Here is a 21,175-nt window from a genome sequence, read left to right on the forward strand (position 1 = left end):
GGGAACTCCCTCCCAGGACCGTCCGGACCATGAAGCGCACGTCGTACCCGAAGGAAGACATCAAGGTGCTCCTGCTGGAAGGCGTCAGCCGCAGCGCGCTGGATACCTTCCGTCAGGCGGGTTACACGCAGATCGAGTTCCACGAGAAATCGCTGTCCGGCGACGACCTGATCGAGCGCATCGCCGACGCGCACATCGTCGGCATCCGCTCGCGCACGCAACTGACGGCGGAGGTGCTCGCCGAAGCGCGCCGGCTGATCGCCGTGGGCTGCTTCTGCATCGGCACGAACCAGGTGGATTCGGCGGAAGCCGAACGCCTCGGCGTGCCCGTCTTCAACGCCCCCTACTCCAACACGCGCAGCGTCGCCGAACTGGTCATCGCCGAGACGATCATGCTCGTGCGCCGCATTCCCGAGAAGAACGCGGAATGCCATCGCGGGGGCTGGTCGAAATCGGCCGCGGGCAGCTTCGAGGTGCGCGACAAGGTGCTGGGCATCGTCGGTTACGGGCATATCGGCACGCAGGTCGGCGTGCTCGCCGAATCGCTGGGCATGCGCGTGATCTTCCACGACATCGAACCGAAGCTCTCGCTAGGCAACGCCCGTCCCGCGGCAAGCCTGGACGACCTGCTCGAACGCGCGGACGTGGTCACGCTGCACGTGCCGGAAACGGCGTCCACGAAGAACATGATCGGTGCGGACGAAATCCGCCGCATGCGTCCGGGCAGCGTGCTGGTGAACGCCTCGCGCGGCACCGTCGTCGACATCGACGCCCTCGCCGACGCGCTGCGCTCGAAGCATCTCGCGGGCGCGGCCATCGACGTCTTCCCGGTCGAGCCCAAGGGCAACGACGATCCGTTCGTCTCGCCGCTGGTCGGCATGGACAACGTGATCCTCACGCCCCACGTCGGCGGCAGCACGGCCGAGGCGCAGGAGAACATCGGCATCGAGGTCGCCTCGAAGCTGGTCCGTTACAGCGACAACGGCAGCACCCTCTCGGCGATCAACTTCCCGGAGGTCTCCCTGCCCGGCCACCCTACCAGCCGTCGCCTGCTGCACATCCACCGCAACATCCCGGGCGTGCTATCGCGCGTCAACGAGGTCTTCTCGCGCGCGGCCGTCAACATCGACGGCCAGTACCTGCAGACCTCCGCGCAGGTGGGCTACGTGGTGATCGACGTCACCACCAGCGAAGAACACGCGGCCGCCCTGCGCAACGAGCTGGCGGCGATCGACGGCACGCTCAAGGCCCGCGCGCTGTACTGACGCGCCTGCCCCCGGTAGGAGCGGTCGTCAGGCGGGGACGCCGCCCTCGGCCGCCACGCGTGCCCTGCCCCGCTCCTTCGCCATGTAGAGGCGTCGGTCGGCCAGCGCGATGAACGGAAGGATGTCGTCGCCCTCCGCGGGAACGAGCGTGTTGACGCCCGCGCTGAGCGTGAGGCGCTTGCCTTCACCCGCACCGGCGTGGGGAATGAGTGCCTTGTCGACGAGGTCGAGGCAGCGCCAGCCCAGCGCCATGGCGGTGGCCGCGTCGGCGTCGGGCAGGAGCAACACGAACTCCTCGCCGCCGAAACGGCAGAGAAGGTCGCGCGGGCCTCGCACGATGCCCGACAGCGCGGCGGCGACGCGCTTCAGGCACTCGTCGCCTTCGAGATGACCGTAGTGGTCGTTGTACTGCTTGAAGTAGTCGATATCGAGCACGACCACGGACAGTGGCTGGCGATCGGCCTGCGCCTGCCGCCACTCCCTTTCCATCACGAGGTCGAAACGGCGGCGATTCGCCACACCAGTCAGGCCGTCCTTGAACGAGAGCTCCTCGAGCTCGCGCTGCATGTCGAGCAGACGCTCCTCGGTGCGCTTGCGCTCGCTGATGTCGAACATGAAGCCGATCAGGGCATTCGGCGTGCCGTCGGGATTGCGCACCACATGGACCACGTCGCGGATCCACACGAATTCGCCGTCCTTGCGCAGCGCGCGGTAATCGGCCTCGTGGTCGATGCCCGCCTGCGACTGCGACACGCAGAAGTTGAAGACCCACTCGCGATCCTCGGGATGCATGCGGTCGGCCCAGTCCTGCACCGTCTGCCACGACTGCGGCGCCCAGCCCAGGAGCTCCTCGATCTGCGGACCGATGTAAGCGAAGCGCAGCGTCGCCCAGTCGATCTTCCACGGAATCGCGCGGGTGGATTCCAGCAGCGTCTTGTAAACGCCGGCGTCCTCCTCGCGGAGGATGTCTTCGATGCTCATGTGGCGCCTGCGGTTCCCCTGGTGCTCTGCAAGGGTATCGGCCGATTCGGCGTGAACTGTAGGAGCGCGCGTGCGCGCGACAGCTCCTCGCGAGAAGCCCAGGACCTGCGGCTCACGGCCTCAAAACATGTCGCGCGCAAGGCGCGCTCCTACCGGGTCGAAAAAAAAAGCGTCCCGGAGGACGCTTTTCAGAATAATGGTCGGGGTGGCGAGATTCGAACTCGCGACCACTACACCCCCAGCGTAGTGCGCTACCAGGCTGCGCTACACCCCGACGAGCTGACGATTGTAACAGCATCGCCGCGATCTGCGGAAGGCGGATCAGCGACGAAGCAGGGTCAACACTTCTTCCAGTTCGAGCCGCACCTGGCGCACGATCTGGTGGGACATGCTCGCTTCCATCCGGGCCTGCGGGCCTTCGAGGCGGGCGCGGGCGCCCGTGATGGTGAAGCCCTCGTCGTACAGCAGCGAACGGATCTGGCGGATCATCAGCACGTCGTGGCGCTGGTAATAGCGGCGATTGCCGCGGCGCTTGACGGGCTTGAGGGCCGGAAACTCCTGCTCCCAGTAGCGGAGCACGTGGGGTTTGACACCGCACAACTCGCTGACCTCACCGATGGTGAAGTAGCGCTTCGCCGGAATGGCCGGAAGTTCGGTGTTATTCCCTGGATCCAGCATAGCCCTCGACTCTTACCTTGAGTTTCTGGCCGGGACGGAAGGTGACCACCCGCCGGGCAGAGATGGGAATTTCTTCGCCGGTCTTGGGATTGCGACCGGGCCGCTGATTCTTCTGCCTCAGGTCGAAGTTGCCGAAACCCGACAGCTTCACCTGCTCGCCCCGCTCCAGAGCCTCGCGCACGACCTCGAAGTACGCGTCCACGAATTCCTTGGCCTCGCGCTTGTTGAGGCCCACGTCGAGGAAAAGCCGCTCGGCCATTTCCGCCTTGGTCAGCGCCATCTTATCCTCGCAATCTTGCCTTGCATGTCTTCTCCAATGCCCCCACCGCGTCGGCGACGCGAGCGTCGGCATCGTCGTCGGTAAGGGTGCGTGAAGCGTCCTGTAAAATCAAGCCCATAGCGAGACTCTTTCGACCTTCATCGATTCCCTTTCCGGCGTAGCGGTCGAAGAGGCGGATCCCTACGAGGATGTCGCCGAGCGCCTCGCGAACGGTCGCTTCGACCGACGCCCAGGTGACCTCTTCCGGCAGCTCGACGGCGATGTCGCGGCGAACGGCCGGGAAGCGCGGGACCTTGCCGGCGCTGGGCAGGCGACGCGCCAGGATCGGCTCGAGCGCCAGCTCCATCACATAGACGTCGGGGCCGAGGTCGAGCGACTTCGCCAGCGCCGGGTGCAGCGCGCCGAGGAAGCCCGATGGCACGCCGTCGCGAAGAACGCGGGCACCGCGGCCCGGGTGCAGCCACGACGGGAGGTCCTGCGTGTCGATCGTCCAGCGCGCCGGCTCGCCGGTGTGGGCGATCAGCGCGTCGAGGTCGCCCTTGAGGTCGAAGAAGTCGACCGGACGCGAGACCTCGCCCCACTGCTCGGCGCGCGCCGTTCCCGACGCGACGACCGCGACGCGGCCGATCTCGTCCGGCGCGCCACCGGTGGCGTGGAAGCTGCGGGCGATTTCGAACAGGCGCACACGCTCCTGCTGGCGTGCGCGGTTGTGGCGCAGGGCCTCGATCAGACCGGGCAGCAGCGACGTGCGCATGACGGCCAGATCGGCGGACAGCGGGTTCGCCAGCGGCACCCAGGCGTGGTCGAGATGCCAGGTGCGCAGCAGGTCGGCGCTGACGAAAGACAACGTCACGGCCTCGAAGTAGCCGCGGGCGGCCAGCTGGTCGCGCAGGGCCATCTCGTCGAGGCGGGCTTCCGGCTCGGCGCGGAGGGCGATCTCGCCGGCCGGCACGTGCGTGGGGATGCGCTCGTAACCGTGGATGCGGGCGACCTCTTCGATGAGGTCTTCCTCGCGCTCGATGTCGAAGCGGCTGCTCGGCGGCGTGATGCGCCAGCCGTCGGGAATCTCCTCCACGTCCATGCCGAGCGCGGTGAAGATGCGCGTGACTTCGCCGGCGGCGACGTCGATGCCGAGCACGCGACGCAGGCGCGCATGGCGCAGGAGCACCGGCTCGTGCGCACGAAGGTATTCCGGCAGTTCGGCGACCGTGACGGGGCCGGCCTTGCCGCCGGCGATCCCCAGCAGGAGTTCGGTCGCGCGCTCGATCGCGCGCTTCGGCAGGGCCGGATCGACGCCGCGTTCGAAGCGGTGCGAGGCGTCCGTGTGCAGGCCGAGCTTGCGCGCGCGGCCCATGATCGCGGCCGGCGTGAAGTGCGCGGCTTCGAGGAAGATGTCACGGGTGTCGTCCGTGACGCGGGAATCCATGCCACCCATGACGCCGGCCACGGCGAGCGCGTTCGCCTCGTCGGCGATCACGACGAACGAGGGGTCGAGCTTCGCCTCGCTGCCGTCGAGCAGCTTGAGCGTCTCGCCGTCGCGTGCGTGGCGGGCGACAACGGCGCCGGACAGCTTGCCGTTGTCGAACGCATGCAGCGGATGGCCGAGTTCGAGCATCACGTACTGCGTGACGTCGACGATGGCGCTGATGGGACGGATGCCCGCGCGGCGCAGTTTCTCGGCGAGCCACAGCGGCGAACGGGCGCTGGCGTCGACGCCCTCGATCACACGGCCGAGGTAACGCGGCGCGTCGGCACCGGCTTCCAGCTTCACCGCGCGGGTGGCCGTGGACGTGACCGGGGCGTCGCCGCCACCGATCGCCTTCACCTGGCTGCCGAACAGCGCGGCGACGTCGTGCGCCAGGCCGTAGAGGCCGAGCACGTCCGGCCGGTTCGGGGTGATCTTGAGTTCGATGCTGGCGTCGGGCAGCCCGAGGTACGCGGCCAGCGGCGTGCCGAGGGGCGCATCCGCGGGCAGTTCGAGCAGGCCGGAAGCGTCGGCGTCGACGCCGAGCTCCTTCGCCGAGCAGAGCATGCCGAACGATTCCACGCCGCGCAGCTTCGCCGCCTTGATGGCGACGCCACCCGGCAGCGTGGCGCCGACCATGGCGAGCGGCACGCGGATGCCGACGCGGGCGTTGGGCGCGCCGCAGACGATCTGCAGGAGTTCGCCCTGCCCCGCGTCCACCTTGCACACCTGCAGGCGATCGGCCTCGGGATGCTTCGCGGCTTCGACGATCTGCGCGACGACCACGCCGTCGAGGCCGTCACCAAGCGGCGTGACCTCTTCGACTTCGAGGCCGGACATCGTCAGCGCGTGGACCAGCGCCGGACGGTCGGCATCGATGGTGACCAGTTCGCGTAGCCAGTTTTCGGAGAATTTCATGGGAGCGACTCGTTAACGTGGGATCCGTGGCCGGCCGCCGGCCGGCCACGCGTCGATGCGGGTCAGGCGAACTGACGCAGGAAGCGCAGGTCGTTCTCGAAGAACGCGCGCAGGTCGCCCACGCCATAACGCAGCATGGCGAAGCGTTCGACGCCGAGGCCGAAGGCGAAGCCCGTGTAGCGTTCCGGGTCGATGCCGCAGTTCGCCAGCACGGTCGGATGAACCATGCCGCAGCCGAGCACCTCGAGCCAGCGCGTGCTGCCGTCTTCGGCATCCCAGCGGATGTCGACTTCCGCGGACGGCTCGGTGAACGGGAAATAGCTCGGGCGGAAGCGCATCTCGAAGTCGCGCTCGAAGAACGCGCGCACGAACTCGGCCAGCGTGCCCTTGAGGTCGGCGAAGCTGGAGGTCTCGTCGACCAGCAGGCCTTCGATCTGGTGGAACATTGGCGAGTGCGTCTGATCCGAATCGCTGCGGTAGACCTTGCCCGGCGCGATGATGCGGATCGGCGGCTGGCGGCCCTGCATGGAGCGGATCTGCACCGGCGAGGTGTGCGTGCGCAGCAGGCGGCCGTCACCGAAATAGAAGGTGTCGTGCATCGCGCGCGCGGGATGATGCGGTGGAAAGTTCAGCGCCTCGAAGTTGTGCCAGTCGTCCTCGATTTCCGGGCCGTCGGCACGCTGGTAGCCGAGACGACCGAAGATGTCGGCGATGCGCTCGAGCGCGCGCGTGATCGGGTGGATGCCACCGTATTCGCCATCGCGGCCCGGCAGGGTCACGTCGATGCGTTCGGAGGCGAGGCGGCGATCCAGTTCGGCCTGTTCGAGCGACTGCCTGCGTGCGGCGATGGCATCGGTCAGGCGTTCCTTGACGCGATTGACCTCGGCGCCGCGCGCCTTCCGCTCGTCGCCCGTCAGCTGGCCCAGTGCCTTGAGCGCCGCCGTGACCGCGCCGTTCTTGCCCAGCAGCGCGACGCGGACGGCGTCCAGCGCATCGAGGGTGGCGGCGGCTTCGATGTCCTTGAGGGACGCGTCGATGTTCTCGATCGATTCCATCGGTTTTCCTGACGTGGAAAAAGAAATGGGGAGAAGGCAAGGCCTTCTCCCCACGTCATCCATCTTCGCGCGATAAGACTACCGCGCGTGGTAAAGCGGATTACGCAGCCAGACTGGCCTTGGCCTTCTCTGCGATCGCGCCAAACGCCTTGATGTCGTGCACGGCCAGATCGGCGAGGACCTTGCGGTCGACCGAGATGTTGGCCTTGGCCAGACCGTTGATCAGGCGGCTGTACGACAGACCGAACTGACGGGCGGCGGCATTGATACGGACGATCCACAGCGCCCGGAACTGACGCTTGCGCTGCTTGCGGCCGATGTAGGCGTACTGACCGGCCTTGATGACGGCCTGGTTAGCTACGCGGAAAACCTTGCGACGGGCGTTGTAGTAGCCCTTGGCACGGCCGATGATCTTCTTGTGACGACGACGGGCGGTAACACCACGCTTAACACGAGCCATTTTTCAGCCCTCCCTCAGAGATACGGCAACATGCGAGCCACACCCTTGGTGTCGCACGCCTTGACGTGGTTGGGAGCGCGCAGGCCGCGCTTACGCTTGGTCGACTTCTTCGTCAGGATATGCGACTTGAAGGCGTGACCGGCCTTGAACTTGCCGGACGCGGTCTTGCGAAAACGCTTCGCGGCCGCCCGGTTGGTCTTGATCTTGGGCATCGGAATGCTCCGTATTCGGTTGCTGACTGATCCGGCGGCAAGACCCTGAAGGGCCTGCACTTTCCTTCCTGCCGGGTACGGTGGATCGGCCCATCCATACGGACCGAGCCGGCGATGATACACGAATCTTAAAGGTATGTGTAGGAGCGGACCTGGTCGCGAGCGCCGTTCACACCGGCCTGCGGAGTGGCGCGCCGGCACGCGGACCGGGGCGAAGAGCGTTCGCGCCCAGGTGCGCTCCCACGGGAGGCAGGAGGATCAGGCCTTTTTCTTCGGGCCGATCATCATGACCATCTGACGGCCTTCGAGGCGCGGGAACGACTCGACGACGCCGTCCTCGCCGATGTCCGTCTGGACGCGGCGGGCCAGGTTCTGGCCGAGGTCCTGGTGGGACATTTCACGGCCGCGGAAGCGGATCGTGACCTTGACCTTGTCGCCCTCTTCGAGGAACTCGCGCATCTTGCGCAGCTTGATCTGGTAGTCGCCCTCGTCGGTGACCGGGCGGAACTTCACTTCCTTGATCTCGACCTGCTTCTGCTTCTTCTTGGCAGCGGAGGCCTTCTTCTGGGCTTCGAACTTGAACTTGCCGTAATCCATGATCTTGCAGACCGGCGGATCGCCGTTCGGCTGGATCTCGACGAGGTCCATGCCGAGGTCCTCGGCGGCACGGATGGCGTCACGGGTGTCCATGATGCCCATCTGCTCGCCTTCGGCGCCCAGCACGCGAACCCGCGGAACGCGGATCTCGTTGTTCTTGCGATTGCCCTTGTTATCGGTCGTAGCGATACCGCTATCCTCCAGAAGAATGATCCCAATACCGGACCCGCGGCCTAGCGGCGGGTCTCGGCTTCCAAACGTTCGACGAACTGAGCCACCGGCATGCTGCCGAGGTCTTCGCCGCCGCGGGTACGTACGGATATGGTACCCGTTTCCTTTTCGCGGTCGCCGACCACGATCAGATAGGGAGCCTTCTGCAACGTATGCTCGCGGATTTTATATCCGACTTTTTCGTTGCGCAAATCAGCCTGCACCCTGAAGCCTTTTCCTACAAGGGCTTGCGTGACGTCTTGCACGTAATCGGCCTGTGCGTCCGTGATGCTGAACGCCACCGCCTGAATGGGGGCGAGCCAGGTCGGAAGCAACCCGGCGTGGTGCTCGATCAGGATGCCGATGAAGCGCTCCATCGAGCCCACGATGGCCCGGTGCAGCATCACGGGATGCTGGCGCTGGCTGTTTTCGTCCACATACTCCGCGCCGAGGCGCTCGGGCATCATGAAGTCGACCTGCATCGTGCCCACCTGCCAGGCGCGGCCGATGGAGTCCTTCATGTGGTACTCGATCTTCGGGCCGTAGAAGGCGCCCTCGCCCGGCAGCTCCTCCCATGCCACGCCGGCCGCCGACAGGGCCGCGCGCAGGGCGTGCTCAGCCTTGTCCCAGACTTCGTCCGAGCCGATGCGCTTGTCCGGGCGCAGCGCGATCTTCATCGCGATGTCGTTGAAGCCGAAGTCCTCGTACACCTTCATGGCCTGCGCGTGGAACGCGGCCACCTCGCCCTCGATCTGGGCCGGGGTGCAGAAGATGTGGCCGTCGTCCTGCGTGAAGGCGCGCACGCGCATGATGCCGTGCAGCGCCCCGGACGGCTCGTTGCGGTGGCAGCCGCCGAACTCGCCGTAACGGATCGGCAGGTCGCGGTAGCTGTGCAGGTTCGTGTTGAAGATCTGCACGTGACCCGGGCAGTTCATCGGCTTCAGGGCGTACGTGCGCTTCTCCGACTCGGTGAAGAACATGTTTTCCTGGTAGTTGTCCCAGTGGCCCGACTTCTTCCACAGACTGACGTCCATGATCTGCGGACCGCGGACCTCCTGGTAGCCGCTCTTGCGGTACACGCCGCGGACGTACTGCTCCACCGCCTGCCAGATCGCCCAGCCCTTGGGATGCCAGAACACCATGCCCGGGGCTTCTTCCTGCATGTGGAAGAGGTCCAGCTGCTTGCCGATGCGGCGGTGGTCGCGCTTTTCGGCCTCTTCGAGCTGGTGCAGGTAGGCCTTCAGATCCTTGTCGTTGAGCCAGGCCGTGCCGTAGATGCGCGTCAGCATCTCGTTGTTGGAATCGCCGCGCCAGTAGGCGCCCGCGACCTTCATCAACTTGAACGCGCGCAGCTTGCCCGTGTTCGCCACATGCGGGCCACGGCAGAGGTCGGTGAACTCGCCCTGCGTGTAGAGCGAGAGCTCTTCGTTGGCCGGGATGCTCTCGATGATCTGGGCCTTGTACTCCTCGCCCATGCCGCGGAAGAAGCGGATCGCCTCGTCGCGGGTCTTCACCGAGCGCGTGACCGGGATCTCCTCCTTCACGATCTTTTCCATCTCGGCCTGGATCGCGCCCAGGTCGTCCGGGGTGAACGGGCGCTCGTACGCGAAGTCGTAATAGAAGCCGTTCTCGACCACGGGGCCGATCGTGACCTGCGCGCCGGGGAACAGGCGCTGCACGGCCTGGCCCAGCAGGTGGGCCGTGGAGTGGCGCAGGATGTCCAGCGCCTCGGGGCTCTTGTCGGTGACGATCTCGAGCGCGGCGTCGCGATCGATGGTGTAGCTGGCGTCGACCAGCTTGCCGTCCACCTTGCCGGCGAGGGTGGCCTTGGCGAGGCCGGCGCCGATGGAGGCGGCGACGTCCTGCACGGAAACGGGATGCTCGAACGGGCGCTGGCTGCCGTCGGGAAGCGTGATCTGGATCATGGGAGGCGTGTTTCCGGAAAACAAAAAGGGCGCCAGGCGCCCTTCGATGGTGACGAAGACGTGGCGGGGGCTCAGGTTGGGAAGCGCGTAGTCCGCATGTCGCACACTCGGCCGGCGTTGCCGCGGGCCACCTTCGTTCGTGGTTATCTGCCGAAAACTAGATCAGGGCTGCTCCCGTGTCAATAAAGGGGTCCGTTACACTGTGCGGCCGCCCTACCCCGCAGGCCCTACCCCATGCGCATCCTGGTCACCGGCAGTGCCGGCTTCGTCGGCTCGGCCCTCACCGAACGCCTGCTCGCCCGCGGCGACACGGTGCTGGGTTTCGACAACCACAACGATTACTACGACCCGGCCCTGAAGGAAGCGCGCCTGGCGCGCTTCATCGACCATCCGGGGTACACGCACGTGCGGGCCGATCTTTCGGAGCAGGCCGCGGTCGACCGCGCGTTCGCCGATTTCCAGCCCGAACGCGTGGCGCACCTCGCGGCGCAGGCGGGCGTGCGGTACTCGCTGACGCATCCGCACGCCTACGTGCAGAGCAACCTCGTGGGCTTCGTCAACATCCTCGAGGCCTGCCGCCGGCACACGGTCGGGCACCTGGTCTACGCGTCGTCGAGCTCGGTGTATGGCGCGAACCGGAAGATGCCGTTCGCGGTCGAGGACGCCGTCGACCATCCGGTCAGCCTCTACGCCGCCACCAAGAAATCGAATGAGCTGATGGCGCATACCTATAGCCATCTCTTCGGCCTCCCGACCACGGGCCTGCGCTTCTTCACCGTCTACGGCCCGTGGGGACGCCCGGACATGTCGCCGATCCTGTTCGCCAGCCGCATCGTGCGCGGCGAGCCGATCGACGTGTACAACCACGGCCAGCACAGCCGCGATTTCACGTACATCGACGACATCGTCGAGGGCGTGATCCGCACGCTCGACCATCCGGCCGAAGCCGATCCCGCCTACGACCCGGTATCGCCGAATCCCGGCACGTCCGCCGCGCCGTACCGCGTCTACAACATCGGCAACGACGAACCGGTGCAGTTGCTCGACTTCATCGCCACGCTGGAAAAACACCTGGGCCGCAGCGTGGAGAAGAACCTGCTGCCGATGCAGCCGGGCGACGTGCCGGACACGTGGGCCGACGTATCGGCGCTACGGCGCGACGTGGGTTATGCGCCGTCGACGCCGATCGACGAGGGTCTGCGGAAGTTCGCGGAGTGGTACAAGGGGTTTTACGGCGTGGAATGAGTCGGCACGATCGCAGTAGCGCGCCCTGCGCGCGACAGCTTCTCGCGAAGCGTGACAGGACCTGTGGCGCACGGCCCCAAAAGATGTCGCGCGCAGGGCGCGCTCCTACAACTCATCGACTCAGGCGGCGGAGCAGGCCTGACGCGCGCTGGGTTTTCTGCCGGACGGCGTGGTCGAAGATGTCGGGCGACGCGAGCAACGTGAAGTGGCTGCGCGCGCGGGTCACGCCGGTGTAGACCAGTTCGCGGGTCAGCACAGGCGACGGCTCGGCCGGAAGCGCGAGCGCCGTGTGCTCGAACTCGGAACCCTGCGATTTGTGCACCGTCATCGCGTACACGGTCTCCACCGCCGCGAGCCGGCTCGGCACGACGAAGCGGATGCGTTCGCCGCCGCCCTCGTCCATCACCGAGAACGCCACGCGCAGCGCCATGCCGCCCTGCGCGTCGCGGATCCACAGCGTGATGCCGACGTCGCCGTTCATCAGACCCAGCGCGTAATCGTTGCGCGTGACCATGACGGGACGGCCTTCGTACCAGCCATCCACGGCGTCGATAAGCCCCCGCTCCAGCAGCCCCTGCGCGATGCGCGCATTCTGCTTTTCCACGCCGGCCTCGCCGTGGCGCACCGCGCAGAGCAACTGGAACCGCGCGTATGCGCGCAGCGTGGCGGCGCCCCACGCCGTGAACGCGACGTCCGCCGCGTCGGCGGCGGGACGTGTGGCCTCCAGCGCGCGTAGGTAGTGCGCGTAGCCGGGCGCGTCACCGCGACCGTCGATCGCCAGCGTGGCGATCGCGGCGGGCGTGCCGGGGTGCATCGCGATGTCCGCCGGCGCGGCGGCGAACACCGCGCGCACCGCGGCCGCGTCGCCCGCGTTGATCGCCGCGGCGAGCGCGCCGATGCCGCTCTGGCTGCCGAAACGCCGGCTCCGTCGCAGCATCGCGACATGCTGGTCGAGCGGGCGCGCATCGGCGGCGTCGGTCCACGCGGCGACATCCACGCCGCAGGTGCGCGCGAGCCAGTCGCGCGTTTCCGCGTCGTAATGACCGCGGTCCGCGCGAGCGCAGAGGTCGCCCAGGACGGCGCCCGCCTCCACCGACGACAGCTGGTCCTTGTCGCCCAGGAGGACGAGCCGCGCACCGGCCGGCAACGCGTCGAGCGTGGCGGACATCATCTCGAGGTCGATCATCGACGCCTCGTCGATCACGAGCACGTCGAGATGCAACGGATTGTCGCGATCGTGGCGGAACGCCCGACTGTCCGGCCGGCTACCGAGCAGACGATGCAAGGTGGTCACTTCGGCCGGGATCGCCTGCTTGATCGCATCGTCGACGTCGAGGCGCTCGATCTGCCCCGCGATCGACGCGTTGAGGCGCGCCGCGGCCTTGCCCGTCGGCGCCGCGAGCCGCACGCGCAGGCGTGGCATGCCGTTGCGGAACGCGAGCGTCTGCAGCAGGCCAAGCAGCCGCACGACGGTCGTGGTCTTGCCCGTTCCCGGCCCACCAGTGATGACCGCGAAGGATCCGCGCACCGCGATCGCGCACGCGATCTTCTGCCAGTCGGGCCCGTCGCCATCGGCGGCGAAGAGGCGGTCCAGTTCGTCGCCGAGGTCATCGGGCACGGGCAAGGCGTCGAGACGCGCGAGTATCCCCGCGGCCACGCTGGCCTCGTCGCGCCAGAACCGCCGCAGGTACAACCAGCCGGCGTCGAGGACGAGCGGCGTCGCCGGATCGCCGTCGGGGCCACCGACGAGGGGCGACACGGCCAGCCAGTCGTCCGCCCCAGCCAGCGACGCGTCCATGAGCGGCAGCGCGCGCACGTCGACGCAGATGTGGCCCTCGCCCAGCTCGCGACTCGCCAGCGCCGCGGCGGCGAGGACGCGGGGGTCGCCCTGCGGATCGAGCGTCGCGAGGAAGCGTGCGAAGGCGCGGTCGACGCGGCGGAGGCGCCCGTCGTCCACCGCGCGGTCGAGCCACGTACCGATGTCGGCCGTCATGCGGGCACCCCGTCGAACAGCGCGTCGAGCGCGTCGATCATGGCCTTCGGCGGGCGCTCGACGTGCACGCCATGGCCGCGCCCGTCGACGCCGCGAAGGTAGAGGTACACGGCGCCGCCGACGTGCGTGTCGTAGTCGTAGGCGCTGCCGAGGCGTGCGCGCAGTTGCCGGTGCAGCGCGAGCAGGTACAGCGCGTACTGCAGTTCGTAGCGGGCGTCGAGGATCGAGCGCCGCATGGCATCGGCGGTGTAGACTCGCTCGTCGGTACCCAGCCAGTTCGATTTGTAATCGGCCACGTACCAGCGGCCCTCGTGCTCGACGATGAGATCGATGAAGCCCTTGAGCATGCCGTTGACGGTGTCGGAGGCCAGCGCCGGCCGCGGCGCCGCGTCGAGCGTGTGCTCACGCACGATGCGATCCAGGGCGAGCGTGTCGACACCGCGCGCTTCGAAGAGGAACTCGAGCTCCGCCCGGTACCGGCGTGCGTCGTCCAGCGCCGCGAGCGCGAACGTCCGTCCGTCGGGTAGCGCCAGGGGCGTACGCAGCAGCACGAGCAGCCAGTCCGTCAGCACGTCGATGTGCCGCTCCCAGCCACGGCGCTCGCAGCGTCGCGCGACGGTGTCGCGCAGGCGCGCGGGATCCGTTGCGATGGCGGCGAAGCCCTCCTCGGCGATCCATTCGAGGAGATCGTGGAGGAAGGTGCCGGCTTCCGCGCCGCGCTCGAATCCGTGGATCGACGTGGCGTCGGGCGCCGCCGCGACCGGCTCGGCCGCGTACTCGACGATGATGTCGTCCGTCGCGGTCTCGGGAGCGGGCACCGCATCGTCGGCATGCCGAAGCGCGCTATAGCTCGCGATCCACCAGGGCTTCGCGCGCGCGATTCGCGGTTCGCGCGCGGGACGCGGGGCGTCGTCGCGCGACAGCGGCACGTACGGCGTGTCGTGCGGTGCCGGCATGTAGTCCAGCGCGATCGACGGGTGCTCGCGCGCGAGATCGCGCAGAAGCCCCTCGATGGCGCCGTTGTCGATCTCCGCGCCGCCCGTCAGCAGGTGCCCGAAGGCGCCGCGGTGCAGCTGCGGCTTCTTCGACGGGTTGTGGCAGACAGGCGCGACGCCGATCCAGCAGGCATGCCGCGCGCGCGTGAGCGCGACATAGAGCAGGCGAAGGTCTTCCTGCAGGGCCGCGCGCTCCGCGGCCTCCTTCGCCTCGCGCACGGCGTCGCCCGCGTCGTCGTGGCTGGCGGACAACAATTCCAGTTGCGCGCCTTCGCCGTCGTGGTACCGATATCCCTGCCCTCCACGCGCCGCGCCTGAGGCGCAGGCGAACGGGAGGAACACCAGCGGGTATTCGAGACCTTTGGACTTGTGGATGGTGACGACCTTGACCAGGTCGTCGTCGCTTTCGAGGCGCACGATCTGGTCGTCGCCGTGATGGCTCGCGACATCCGCGATCCGCTCGGCAAGGTGGCGGATCAGCGCCTGCTCGCCCTCGATCTTCGCGGCCGCCTGCTGCAGCAGTTCCGCGAGGTGAAGCAGGTTGGTCAGCGCGCGTTCGCCCCCCGCCGCGGCGAGCAGGCGCGCGGGCAGGTCGAACACATGGAGGAACCGGTGCAGCATCGCCAGCACGCCGCCGCGCCGCCAGACCTCGCGCAGCTCGAACAGCTGCTGGCCACGCCGCTCCCAGTGGCGCTCGTCGACGTTCAGTCGTTCGAGCTCGCCGTAACCCAGACCGAGGCTGCGGGTGGCGAGCGCCGCGCGCATGGCGACGTCGGACGACGGCTCCGCCACGGCGCGCAGCCAGAGCAGCACGTCGTGCGCTTCCACGCTCTCCAGCACGGAGTCGCGATCCGACAGGAACACGCTGCGCACGCGCCGCTGCGTCAGGGCCGCGCGCATCTCGGCGGCTTCGTTGTGGCTGCGCACGAGGATCGCGATGTCGGCCGGCTTCAGCGGCACGAACGTGCCGTCGGCGCCCGTGAAGCCACACGCGCCGCGATCCGCCGCCTGCAGCAGATCGACGATGCGCGCGGCGCACGCCCCCGCCATCTGGTCGCGGTACATCCGCACGCCGACCGGCGCCTCGTCGTCGAGCAGCCACAGCTGCATGGCCGGCTGCGGTTCGCCGTCGACGGTGAAGGCCTCCTTGCGTCCGCGCGCCTGCACGGGAACGAAGGGCAGTCCGCGGTCGTCGAAATGGAACGCGCCCGTGGCGTGCGCCTCGGCACGGCCGAACACGGCGTTCACCGCGGCGACCATCCCTTCGCTGGAGCGGTGGTTGGTATCGAGGCTGTAATGCGGCGGGCGCGCCTCGCGGCGTGCCGCGAGGTAGGTATGGATGTCGGCGCCGCGGAACGCGTAGATCGCCTGTTTCGGATCGCCGATCAGCAGCAGGCCCTGCTCGGGCGCCTCGCCGTAGATCGCGCGGAAGATCCGGTACTGCAGCGGATCGGTGTCCTGGAATTCGTCGATGAGCGCGAGCGGATACTGCCCGCGGATCGTCGCCGCGAGATCGGCGCCGGACGGCGCCGCCAGCGCGCGGTCGAGGCGCAGCAGCAGGTCGTCGAAACCGATCTGCGCGCGGCGGCGCTTCTGCGCGGCGAAGCGCTCGCGCACCCAACGCAACGCATCGGCCAGCACCACGTGACGCACGCCCACCTTGCCCGCCTGCCAAGCCTGCCAGTGATCGAGGGCGCCGAACGCGGGATGGGACGGCGGCGTCTTTCCCTTGCCGGTGGCCTTCGCCAGCCGCGCCGTCGCATAGCGCGCGATGTCGAAGCCCGCGGCGTCGCCGCTGATGGCGAAGCGACGCATGGCCGCGAGGTCGAGCGGCATGCGGTCGGGCTTGTACCAGCCGTTGTGCAACACCTTGCCGCGCACGGCCTCCGTCAGCAGCGCCTCGAGCGCGTCGGCGTCGGCCAGCCACGAACGGGCGGCGTCGGCGAGGCGCCGCGCCGCTTCCTCGTCCCACGCCGCCCGACCGGCGAGCGTCGCCGCCATGTCGACCTCGTGCGGCAGCACGTCGCCGTTGACGCGCAACGTCGTTTCGCCGCCACCAAGCAGCGGGCGCAGCGCGCGGAGCAGCGCCTCGGGCGTGCGCCACTCGTCGAGGATCGGTGCGAGCCGGGCCTCGTCGAGCGGATAGAAGGCCTGTCGCCAGTAGTCGCGCACGCATTCGGCGAGCAGTTCGCTCTCGTCGGGCTCCAGCGTCTGCGCGAAGGCGTGCCCGCTGCCGAACGCGTGCTGGGTCAGCATGCGCTGGCTCCAGCCGTGGATGGTGAAGACCGCGGCCTCGTCCATCCATTGCGCGGCGAGTTCGAGCCGTCGCGCGCAGGCGGCGTGGTCGTCCGGCGCGTATTCGGCCATCAGTTCGTCGAGGAACGGTTCGTCCGCCCTGCCCGCCCGGAACGCGCGCGCCGCGTCGACCAGACGTGCGCGGATGCGTTCGCGCAGCTCCTGCGTCGCCGCCTCGGTGAAGGTGACGACGAGCACCTGCGGCGGCAGCAGCGGACGGTCGATGCCGTGGCCCAGCATCGCGCGCACGTAGAGCGCCGCGATCGTCCAGGTCTTGCCGGTGCCCGCGCTGGCCTCGATAAGGCGCACGCCATCGAGCGGCATCGCCAGCGGGCGCAGGGGCTGCGTGTCGACACTCATGCGGCCTCCACGCGCAGCGCGGCGAGCAGGTCGCGGTACGGCTGCAGCCAGCGATCGAAGCCGGCGCGCTCCAGCGCGGCGAAATCGGGCCACGCCCGCGACAGATACGGATCGCCGTCGACTTCGCCACGCGTGCGTTCGTGCACGCCTTCGTAGGCGTGGCGGGCCGCCGTGCGCGCCTCGTCGGCCGGGGCGCCTAGCGCGGCCAGCGCCGTCCTCACGGCGACCGGCAGTGGCATGCGCATGCCTTCCCGCCACGCGCGCACGAGCGTGTCGAGCATCCGCCGCGCGTGATCGGCATCCATGGCATCGAGGACGATCGTCGCGTCGGGACCGATGTAACGGGTTTCCAGTGCGACACCGGCCGCCTGCGCCACGAGGTGATCGACCCACGGCGCGACGAGCCGATGCGCCTTCGGCGTGCCGTCGTCGCCCAGCACCGCGGACGGGGACAGCAGCAACGACGCGAGACGGCCGGACGCATCGGCATGCAGGTCGGCCAGCCAGTCCTCCAGCACGACGCCGGCGACCTCGAGGCGGATCTCGCGCTTGCCCGCGTCGTGCGGCCAGGCGCGCCGCTCGGCGGCATGACGGCCGACGACGATGCCTGCGGTCGTCTCGATGTCGCGCCGCACCGGTGCGGCGAACGCGCCCATCGGCAGCAAACCGCTGCGCTGCAGCCGAGCGGCCGCACCCGCGATCGAGACGCTCGCCGGACCCTCGCCGCGGATCGCCGCGCGCAGCACCATGTCGGTCATGGCGAAACGGCCGAGACCGTCGATCGCGAACGGCTCGAGGTCGTCGGCGGCCACGTCGGCGATGTCGAAGCGCACGCCGAGGCGCGACTGGAAGAATTCGCGCACCGGGTGGCGCAGGAAGCGCCGCAGCACGGCGAGGCCGATCGGGCGTTCGACCACGAAGGGCGGCAGCGCCGCATCCGGCAGCGACACGGCGCCGTCGTGCGCCTGGCGCCACTCGCTCGCATAGGTGAACAGGCGCTCGTCGCCCTCGCGGAAATAGCCGCGGCTGAAGGGCTGCAACGGATGCTCGACCGTGAGGCGCGACAGCGGCGACGCGCCGTCCGCGCCTCGCCAGCCGGCGGCGAGGTAGTCGCGAAGCTGGCCGACCAGGACCGAAGGCATGCGCTCCGCGTTGTCGCGGGCGCTGCGGCCGACCCAGCCGATGTGCAGCGCGTCGCGTGCGGAAAGCAACGCTTCGAGGAACAGGTAGCGGTCGTCCTCGCGGCGCGAACGGTCGCCCGGACGCCAGGCGCCGGCGCGCGACATCAGGTCGAAATCCATCGGCGGGCGCGCGCGCGGATAATCGCCGTCGTTCATGCCGAGCAGGCAGACGAGGCGGAACGGGATCGCGCGCATCGGCATCAGCGTGCCGAAGCTCACGGCGCCTGCGAGGAACCGCTTGGACAAGCCGCCGTCGTCGAGCTGGCCGAGCCACGCTTCGCGCACGACGTCGATCGGCAGGGCTTCGTCGAACGCCGCTTCGGCGCAGGCGCGCTCCCACGCGTCGAGCGCCTCGTGCAGGCGTTCGATGCGGATGCTGTCTTCGGGCTCGGCGGGGGTGAAGAAGTCGCGCAGCAACGCGCGCAGACGCAGCGCCCACGCGGCGGGCGTCGCGGGCTCGGCCAGCGCGCGCCAGTGGTCGCCCAGGCGTTGCAGGAGATCGGCGAGCGGCCCGACGAGCCCCGCGTCCAGGCCGCCGACCTCGTCGTACGGTTCGATGTCGTGCCAGGCGGCGCCACGTCCCACGGCGTAGCCGAGCAGCATGCGGCGCAGACCGAAGAGCCACGTGTTCTGCTCCAGCGCCGGCAGGCCGAGCGACGCGCGCTGGGCGGCGTCGAGGCCCCAGCGGACGCCCGCGCCTTCGATCCAGCGGTGCAGCAGCGGCAGGTCGTCGACCGCCACGTCGAAGCGCGCGCGGATGGCCGGCACGTCGAGGAGGTCGGCGAGATCGCCGGCGGTGAAGCGCGATTCCGTCATGCCGAGGAGCATGTCGAGCGCCATCACCACGGGAACGGTGCCGCGCGAGGCGCGGTCGGCGACGCTGTAGGGAATGTAGCGCGCGTCGTCGCGCGACACGCGACCGAAGACGGCGTCGATGTGCGGACCGTAGGTCTCGATGTCCGGCACCATCACGATCACGTCGCGCGGCAGGATCGGATCGCCCGCGCGCGCGGATGCCTCGAAGCGGGCCAGGAGCTGGTCGTGCAGGATTTCGACCTCGCGCTGGGGCCCGTGCGCGACATGGAAAACGATGCTGGTGTCGTCGGGCGCGATGGCGCGCGGTGTGGAAGGCAGCGGTTCGAGATCGAGGATCGCGCCCTGCACCTGCGCCAGCAGCGTGTGGGCGGCGGGCTCCTCGAACAGGTCGATGCGCTGGTCCCACGCGGTGAACCGCTCGCGGTACGTCTCGGGGTGGTCGAATTCGTCGAGCATGCGGATGTAATCGCGCCCCTGCTTGCCCCACGCGGCCAGCAGCGGATTCGCATACAGGTGCATGTCGGCGTCCGACGGCAGCGCGGGCATGCCGGCTTTCTGCGCCTGGCGGCGACGCTCGGCGCGAAGCAGTTCGCGGTCGTCGACGACGTCGGCCCAATAATGACGGCAGGGGTTGAGCACCACGAGCAGCACCTGCGACCAGCGCGCGAGCGCCGACAGGGCCTCGAGCGTCTGCCGGGGCAGCGACGACATGCCGAACACGACGATGCGCCGGGGAAGGCGTGCCGGCCGCGCGCCTTCCGCCGCCGTCGCGCGGAGGAAACGCGCATGCACCGCGGCACGGTGCCCCTCGGCCTCGCCGGGCCCCACGTCGTCGAGCAGCCGGCGCCAGAGCGCGGCCTGCCAGCGATCGCCCGGACCCATGGCCGGCGCCCCGCCACGCGCGTCGCGCAGCACGTCGCGTCCGGCGGCCCAGTCGTCCAGCCAGTCGGCTCGGTACACCTGGTACTGGTCGTATAGATCGGCGAGGCGCTCGGCGAGCTGGTGGCACTTCCGCGCGTCGCCCTCGTTACCGAGGAACCCGGCGAGCGGTTCGAAACCTTCGTCGCGCGCGAGCGTCGGCAGCAGCCGCATCAGGCGCCAGACCAGCCGCGACTTGTCGAACGGCGATTCGGGCGGCACGGCATCGTCGCCCAGTACCGCGCGATACGCCTTCCAGAGGAACCGGCCCGGCAACTGCACGTTCACCGCCGCCGCGATCCCGAGCCCCCCGGCATCCACGCCGCGCGCCAGCGCCTGCTGGAACCACTGCGCGATGCCGTTGGACTGCACCAGCACCCATTCGTCTTCGAGCGGCGCGAGCGGCGCACGGCGGAGCCACGCGACGAGCACGTCGCGCAGTTCCTCGAGTCGATTGCCGTGCAGGACCATCAGGCCCGGCGCGATGTCGTCCATGTCGCTCAACGGGCGGCTCCGGATCGGTTCGGACAGGAGCGGATCATCGCCCATCCGCGTCTCGCGGCGCGAGACGTCAGAAGGGCTTCGCCACGACGAGGTAGACGATCGCCAGCAGCACCAGCACGGGCAGTTCGTTGAACAGGCGCAGCGTCTTCGCCGGCGGCAAGGCGCCGCCCGCGATGCTCCGCTTGAGCAGGCGCCCCGACCAGACGTAGTAGCCGAGCATCACCACGACCAGCGCGATCTTCGCGTGCAGCCAGCCGCCGGAGATGTGGAAGTACAGCCAGAGCACGAGGCCGAACAGGAACGCCAAGCCGAACATGCTGTGCCCGAATTTGTAGAGCCGGCGCCCCATCAGTTCGAGGCGCGCCTTCACCGCCTGCTCCGCACCCGCCTCGGCGATGTTGACGAGGATCCGCGGCAGGTAGAACACCGTCGCCATCCAGGCGATGACGAAGACGATGTGCAGGGACTTGGTGAGCAGATAGGCCACTGGCGTCGATCCGTCGATGAAAAGCGGAGTCTAGCGTACGCGTCATCGCCTGCCACGGACCGGGGACGTGGGCACCGGCCCCTCACGCCCCGTCATACCGGCGCACGCCGGTATCCACGGCGACCACGTTCGATGGAGCGACCACCCGAAACGCGGGCACAAAAAAAGGAGCCCGCGGCTCCTTTCTCGTTTCTTCGTGCCACTCCCATGAGAGGAAGTGGTGGGCGGTACAAGGATCGAACTTGTGACCCCTACCATGTCAAGGTAGTGCTCTACCGCTGAGCTAACCGCCCGAAGAGCTGCGCAGTTTACCGACCGTCGACGGGGTGTGCAAG

15 protein-coding genes and 2 tRNA genes are annotated in these 21,175 nt (G+C 68.7%); 2 read left to right on the forward strand and 15 right to left on the reverse strand.

Features of this window, described 5'->3' with window-relative positions; genetic code table 11:
- Nucleotides 1–29 precede the first annotated feature (29 nt).
- Nucleotides 30–1,265 (forward strand): phosphoglycerate dehydrogenase, encoded by a 1,236-nt coding sequence (gene serA / locus BMY69_RS11260; RefSeq protein WP_090178057.1) that lies wholly within the window; start codon nucleotides 30–32, stop codon nucleotides 1,263–1,265.
- A 27-nt stretch (nucleotides 1,266–1,292) separates the two neighbouring features.
- Here the strand turns inward: serA and BMY69_RS11265 are convergent, their stop codons facing one another.
- From BMY69_RS11265 to thrS, 10 genes are all read right to left on the reverse strand, one after another.
- Nucleotides 1,293–2,246, reverse strand: a complete 954-nt coding sequence (locus BMY69_RS11265) for a GGDEF domain-containing protein (RefSeq protein WP_090178060.1) — start codon at nucleotides 2,244–2,246, stop codon at nucleotides 1,293–1,295.
- Between the two features lie 197 nt (nucleotides 2,247–2,443).
- Nucleotides 2,444–2,520, reverse strand: a tRNA-Pro gene (locus BMY69_RS11270).
- A 47-nt stretch (nucleotides 2,521–2,567) separates the two neighbouring features.
- The gene (locus BMY69_RS11275; RefSeq protein ID WP_036114913.1) at nucleotides 2,568–2,924 is read right to left on the reverse strand and encodes a MerR family transcriptional regulator; all 357 of its coding nucleotides are present in this window, start codon (nucleotides 2,922–2,924) and stop codon (nucleotides 2,568–2,570) included.
- On the reverse strand, nucleotides 2,905–3,204 hold the full coding sequence (gene ihfA, locus BMY69_RS11280; protein ID WP_036114917.1) for an integration host factor subunit alpha: 300 nt from the start codon (nucleotides 3,202–3,204) through the stop codon (nucleotides 2,905–2,907). The genes BMY69_RS11275 and ihfA overlap by 20 nt, the downstream gene beginning before the upstream one ends.
- A gap of 1 nt (nucleotide 3,205) precedes the next feature.
- Nucleotides 3,206–5,587, reverse strand: a complete 2,382-nt coding sequence (pheT, locus tag BMY69_RS11285; protein WP_090178063.1) for a phenylalanine--tRNA ligase subunit beta — start codon at nucleotides 5,585–5,587, stop codon at nucleotides 3,206–3,208.
- Nucleotides 5,588–5,649: 62 nt separating this feature from the next.
- Nucleotides 5,650–6,642: a phenylalanine--tRNA ligase subunit alpha gene (gene pheS / locus BMY69_RS11290; protein WP_090178065.1), complete on the reverse strand. Its 993-nt coding sequence runs from the start codon at nucleotides 6,640–6,642 to the stop codon at nucleotides 5,650–5,652.
- A gap of 100 nt (nucleotides 6,643–6,742) precedes the next feature.
- Nucleotides 6,743–7,102 (reverse strand): 50S ribosomal protein L20, encoded by a 360-nt coding sequence (rplT, locus tag BMY69_RS11295; protein ID WP_072322974.1) that lies wholly within the window; start codon nucleotides 7,100–7,102, stop codon nucleotides 6,743–6,745.
- A 14-nt stretch (nucleotides 7,103–7,116) separates the two neighbouring features.
- Nucleotides 7,117–7,314 (reverse strand): 50S ribosomal protein L35, encoded by a 198-nt coding sequence (rpmI, locus tag BMY69_RS11300; protein WP_036114929.1) that lies wholly within the window; start codon nucleotides 7,312–7,314, stop codon nucleotides 7,117–7,119.
- A gap of 258 nt (nucleotides 7,315–7,572) precedes the next feature.
- Nucleotides 7,573–8,115, reverse strand: coding sequence for a translation initiation factor IF-3 (gene infC, locus BMY69_RS11305; protein ID WP_175472838.1), 543 nt, complete (start codon nucleotides 8,113–8,115; stop codon nucleotides 7,573–7,575).
- 29 nt (nucleotides 8,116–8,144) lie between these two features.
- Nucleotides 8,145–10,046, reverse strand: coding sequence for a threonine--tRNA ligase (gene thrS / locus BMY69_RS11310; RefSeq protein WP_090178468.1), 1,902 nt, complete (start codon nucleotides 10,044–10,046; stop codon nucleotides 8,145–8,147).
- A 234-nt stretch (nucleotides 10,047–10,280) separates the two neighbouring features.
- Between thrS and BMY69_RS11315 the strand changes: the two genes are divergently transcribed.
- Nucleotides 10,281–11,291, forward strand: a complete 1,011-nt coding sequence (locus BMY69_RS11315) for an NAD-dependent epimerase (protein WP_090178068.1) — start codon at nucleotides 10,281–10,283, stop codon at nucleotides 11,289–11,291.
- Nucleotides 11,292–11,403: 112 nt separating this feature from the next.
- On the opposite strand, the gene recD is transcribed toward BMY69_RS11315, so the two are convergent.
- From recD to BMY69_RS11340, 5 genes are all read right to left on the reverse strand, one after another.
- Nucleotides 11,404–13,284, reverse strand: a complete 1,881-nt coding sequence (recD, locus tag BMY69_RS11320; protein WP_090178070.1) for an exodeoxyribonuclease V subunit alpha — start codon at nucleotides 13,282–13,284, stop codon at nucleotides 11,404–11,406.
- Nucleotides 13,281–16,934 (reverse strand): exodeoxyribonuclease V subunit beta, encoded by a 3,654-nt coding sequence (gene recB / locus BMY69_RS11325; RefSeq protein ID WP_090178072.1) that lies wholly within the window; start codon nucleotides 16,932–16,934, stop codon nucleotides 13,281–13,283. Before recB ends, recD begins: the two co-directional genes overlap by 4 nt.
- Nucleotides 16,931–20,344 (reverse strand): exodeoxyribonuclease V subunit gamma, encoded by a 3,414-nt coding sequence (recC, locus tag BMY69_RS11330; protein WP_255364538.1) that lies wholly within the window; start codon nucleotides 20,342–20,344, stop codon nucleotides 16,931–16,933. The genes recB and recC overlap by 4 nt, the downstream gene beginning before the upstream one ends.
- A 76-nt stretch (nucleotides 20,345–20,420) precedes the next feature.
- Nucleotides 20,421–20,840, reverse strand: coding sequence for a CopD family protein (locus tag BMY69_RS11335; protein ID WP_090178075.1), 420 nt, complete (start codon nucleotides 20,838–20,840; stop codon nucleotides 20,421–20,423).
- A gap of 218 nt (nucleotides 20,841–21,058) precedes the next feature.
- Nucleotides 21,059–21,133: transfer RNA gene (locus tag BMY69_RS11340), tRNA-Val, on the reverse strand.
- Nucleotides 21,134–21,175 lie beyond the last annotated feature (42 nt).

This window comes from Luteibacter sp. UNC138MFCol5.1 (assembly GCF_900110505.1).
Taxonomy (GTDB): Bacteria; Pseudomonadota; Gammaproteobacteria; order Xanthomonadales; family Rhodanobacteraceae; genus Luteibacter.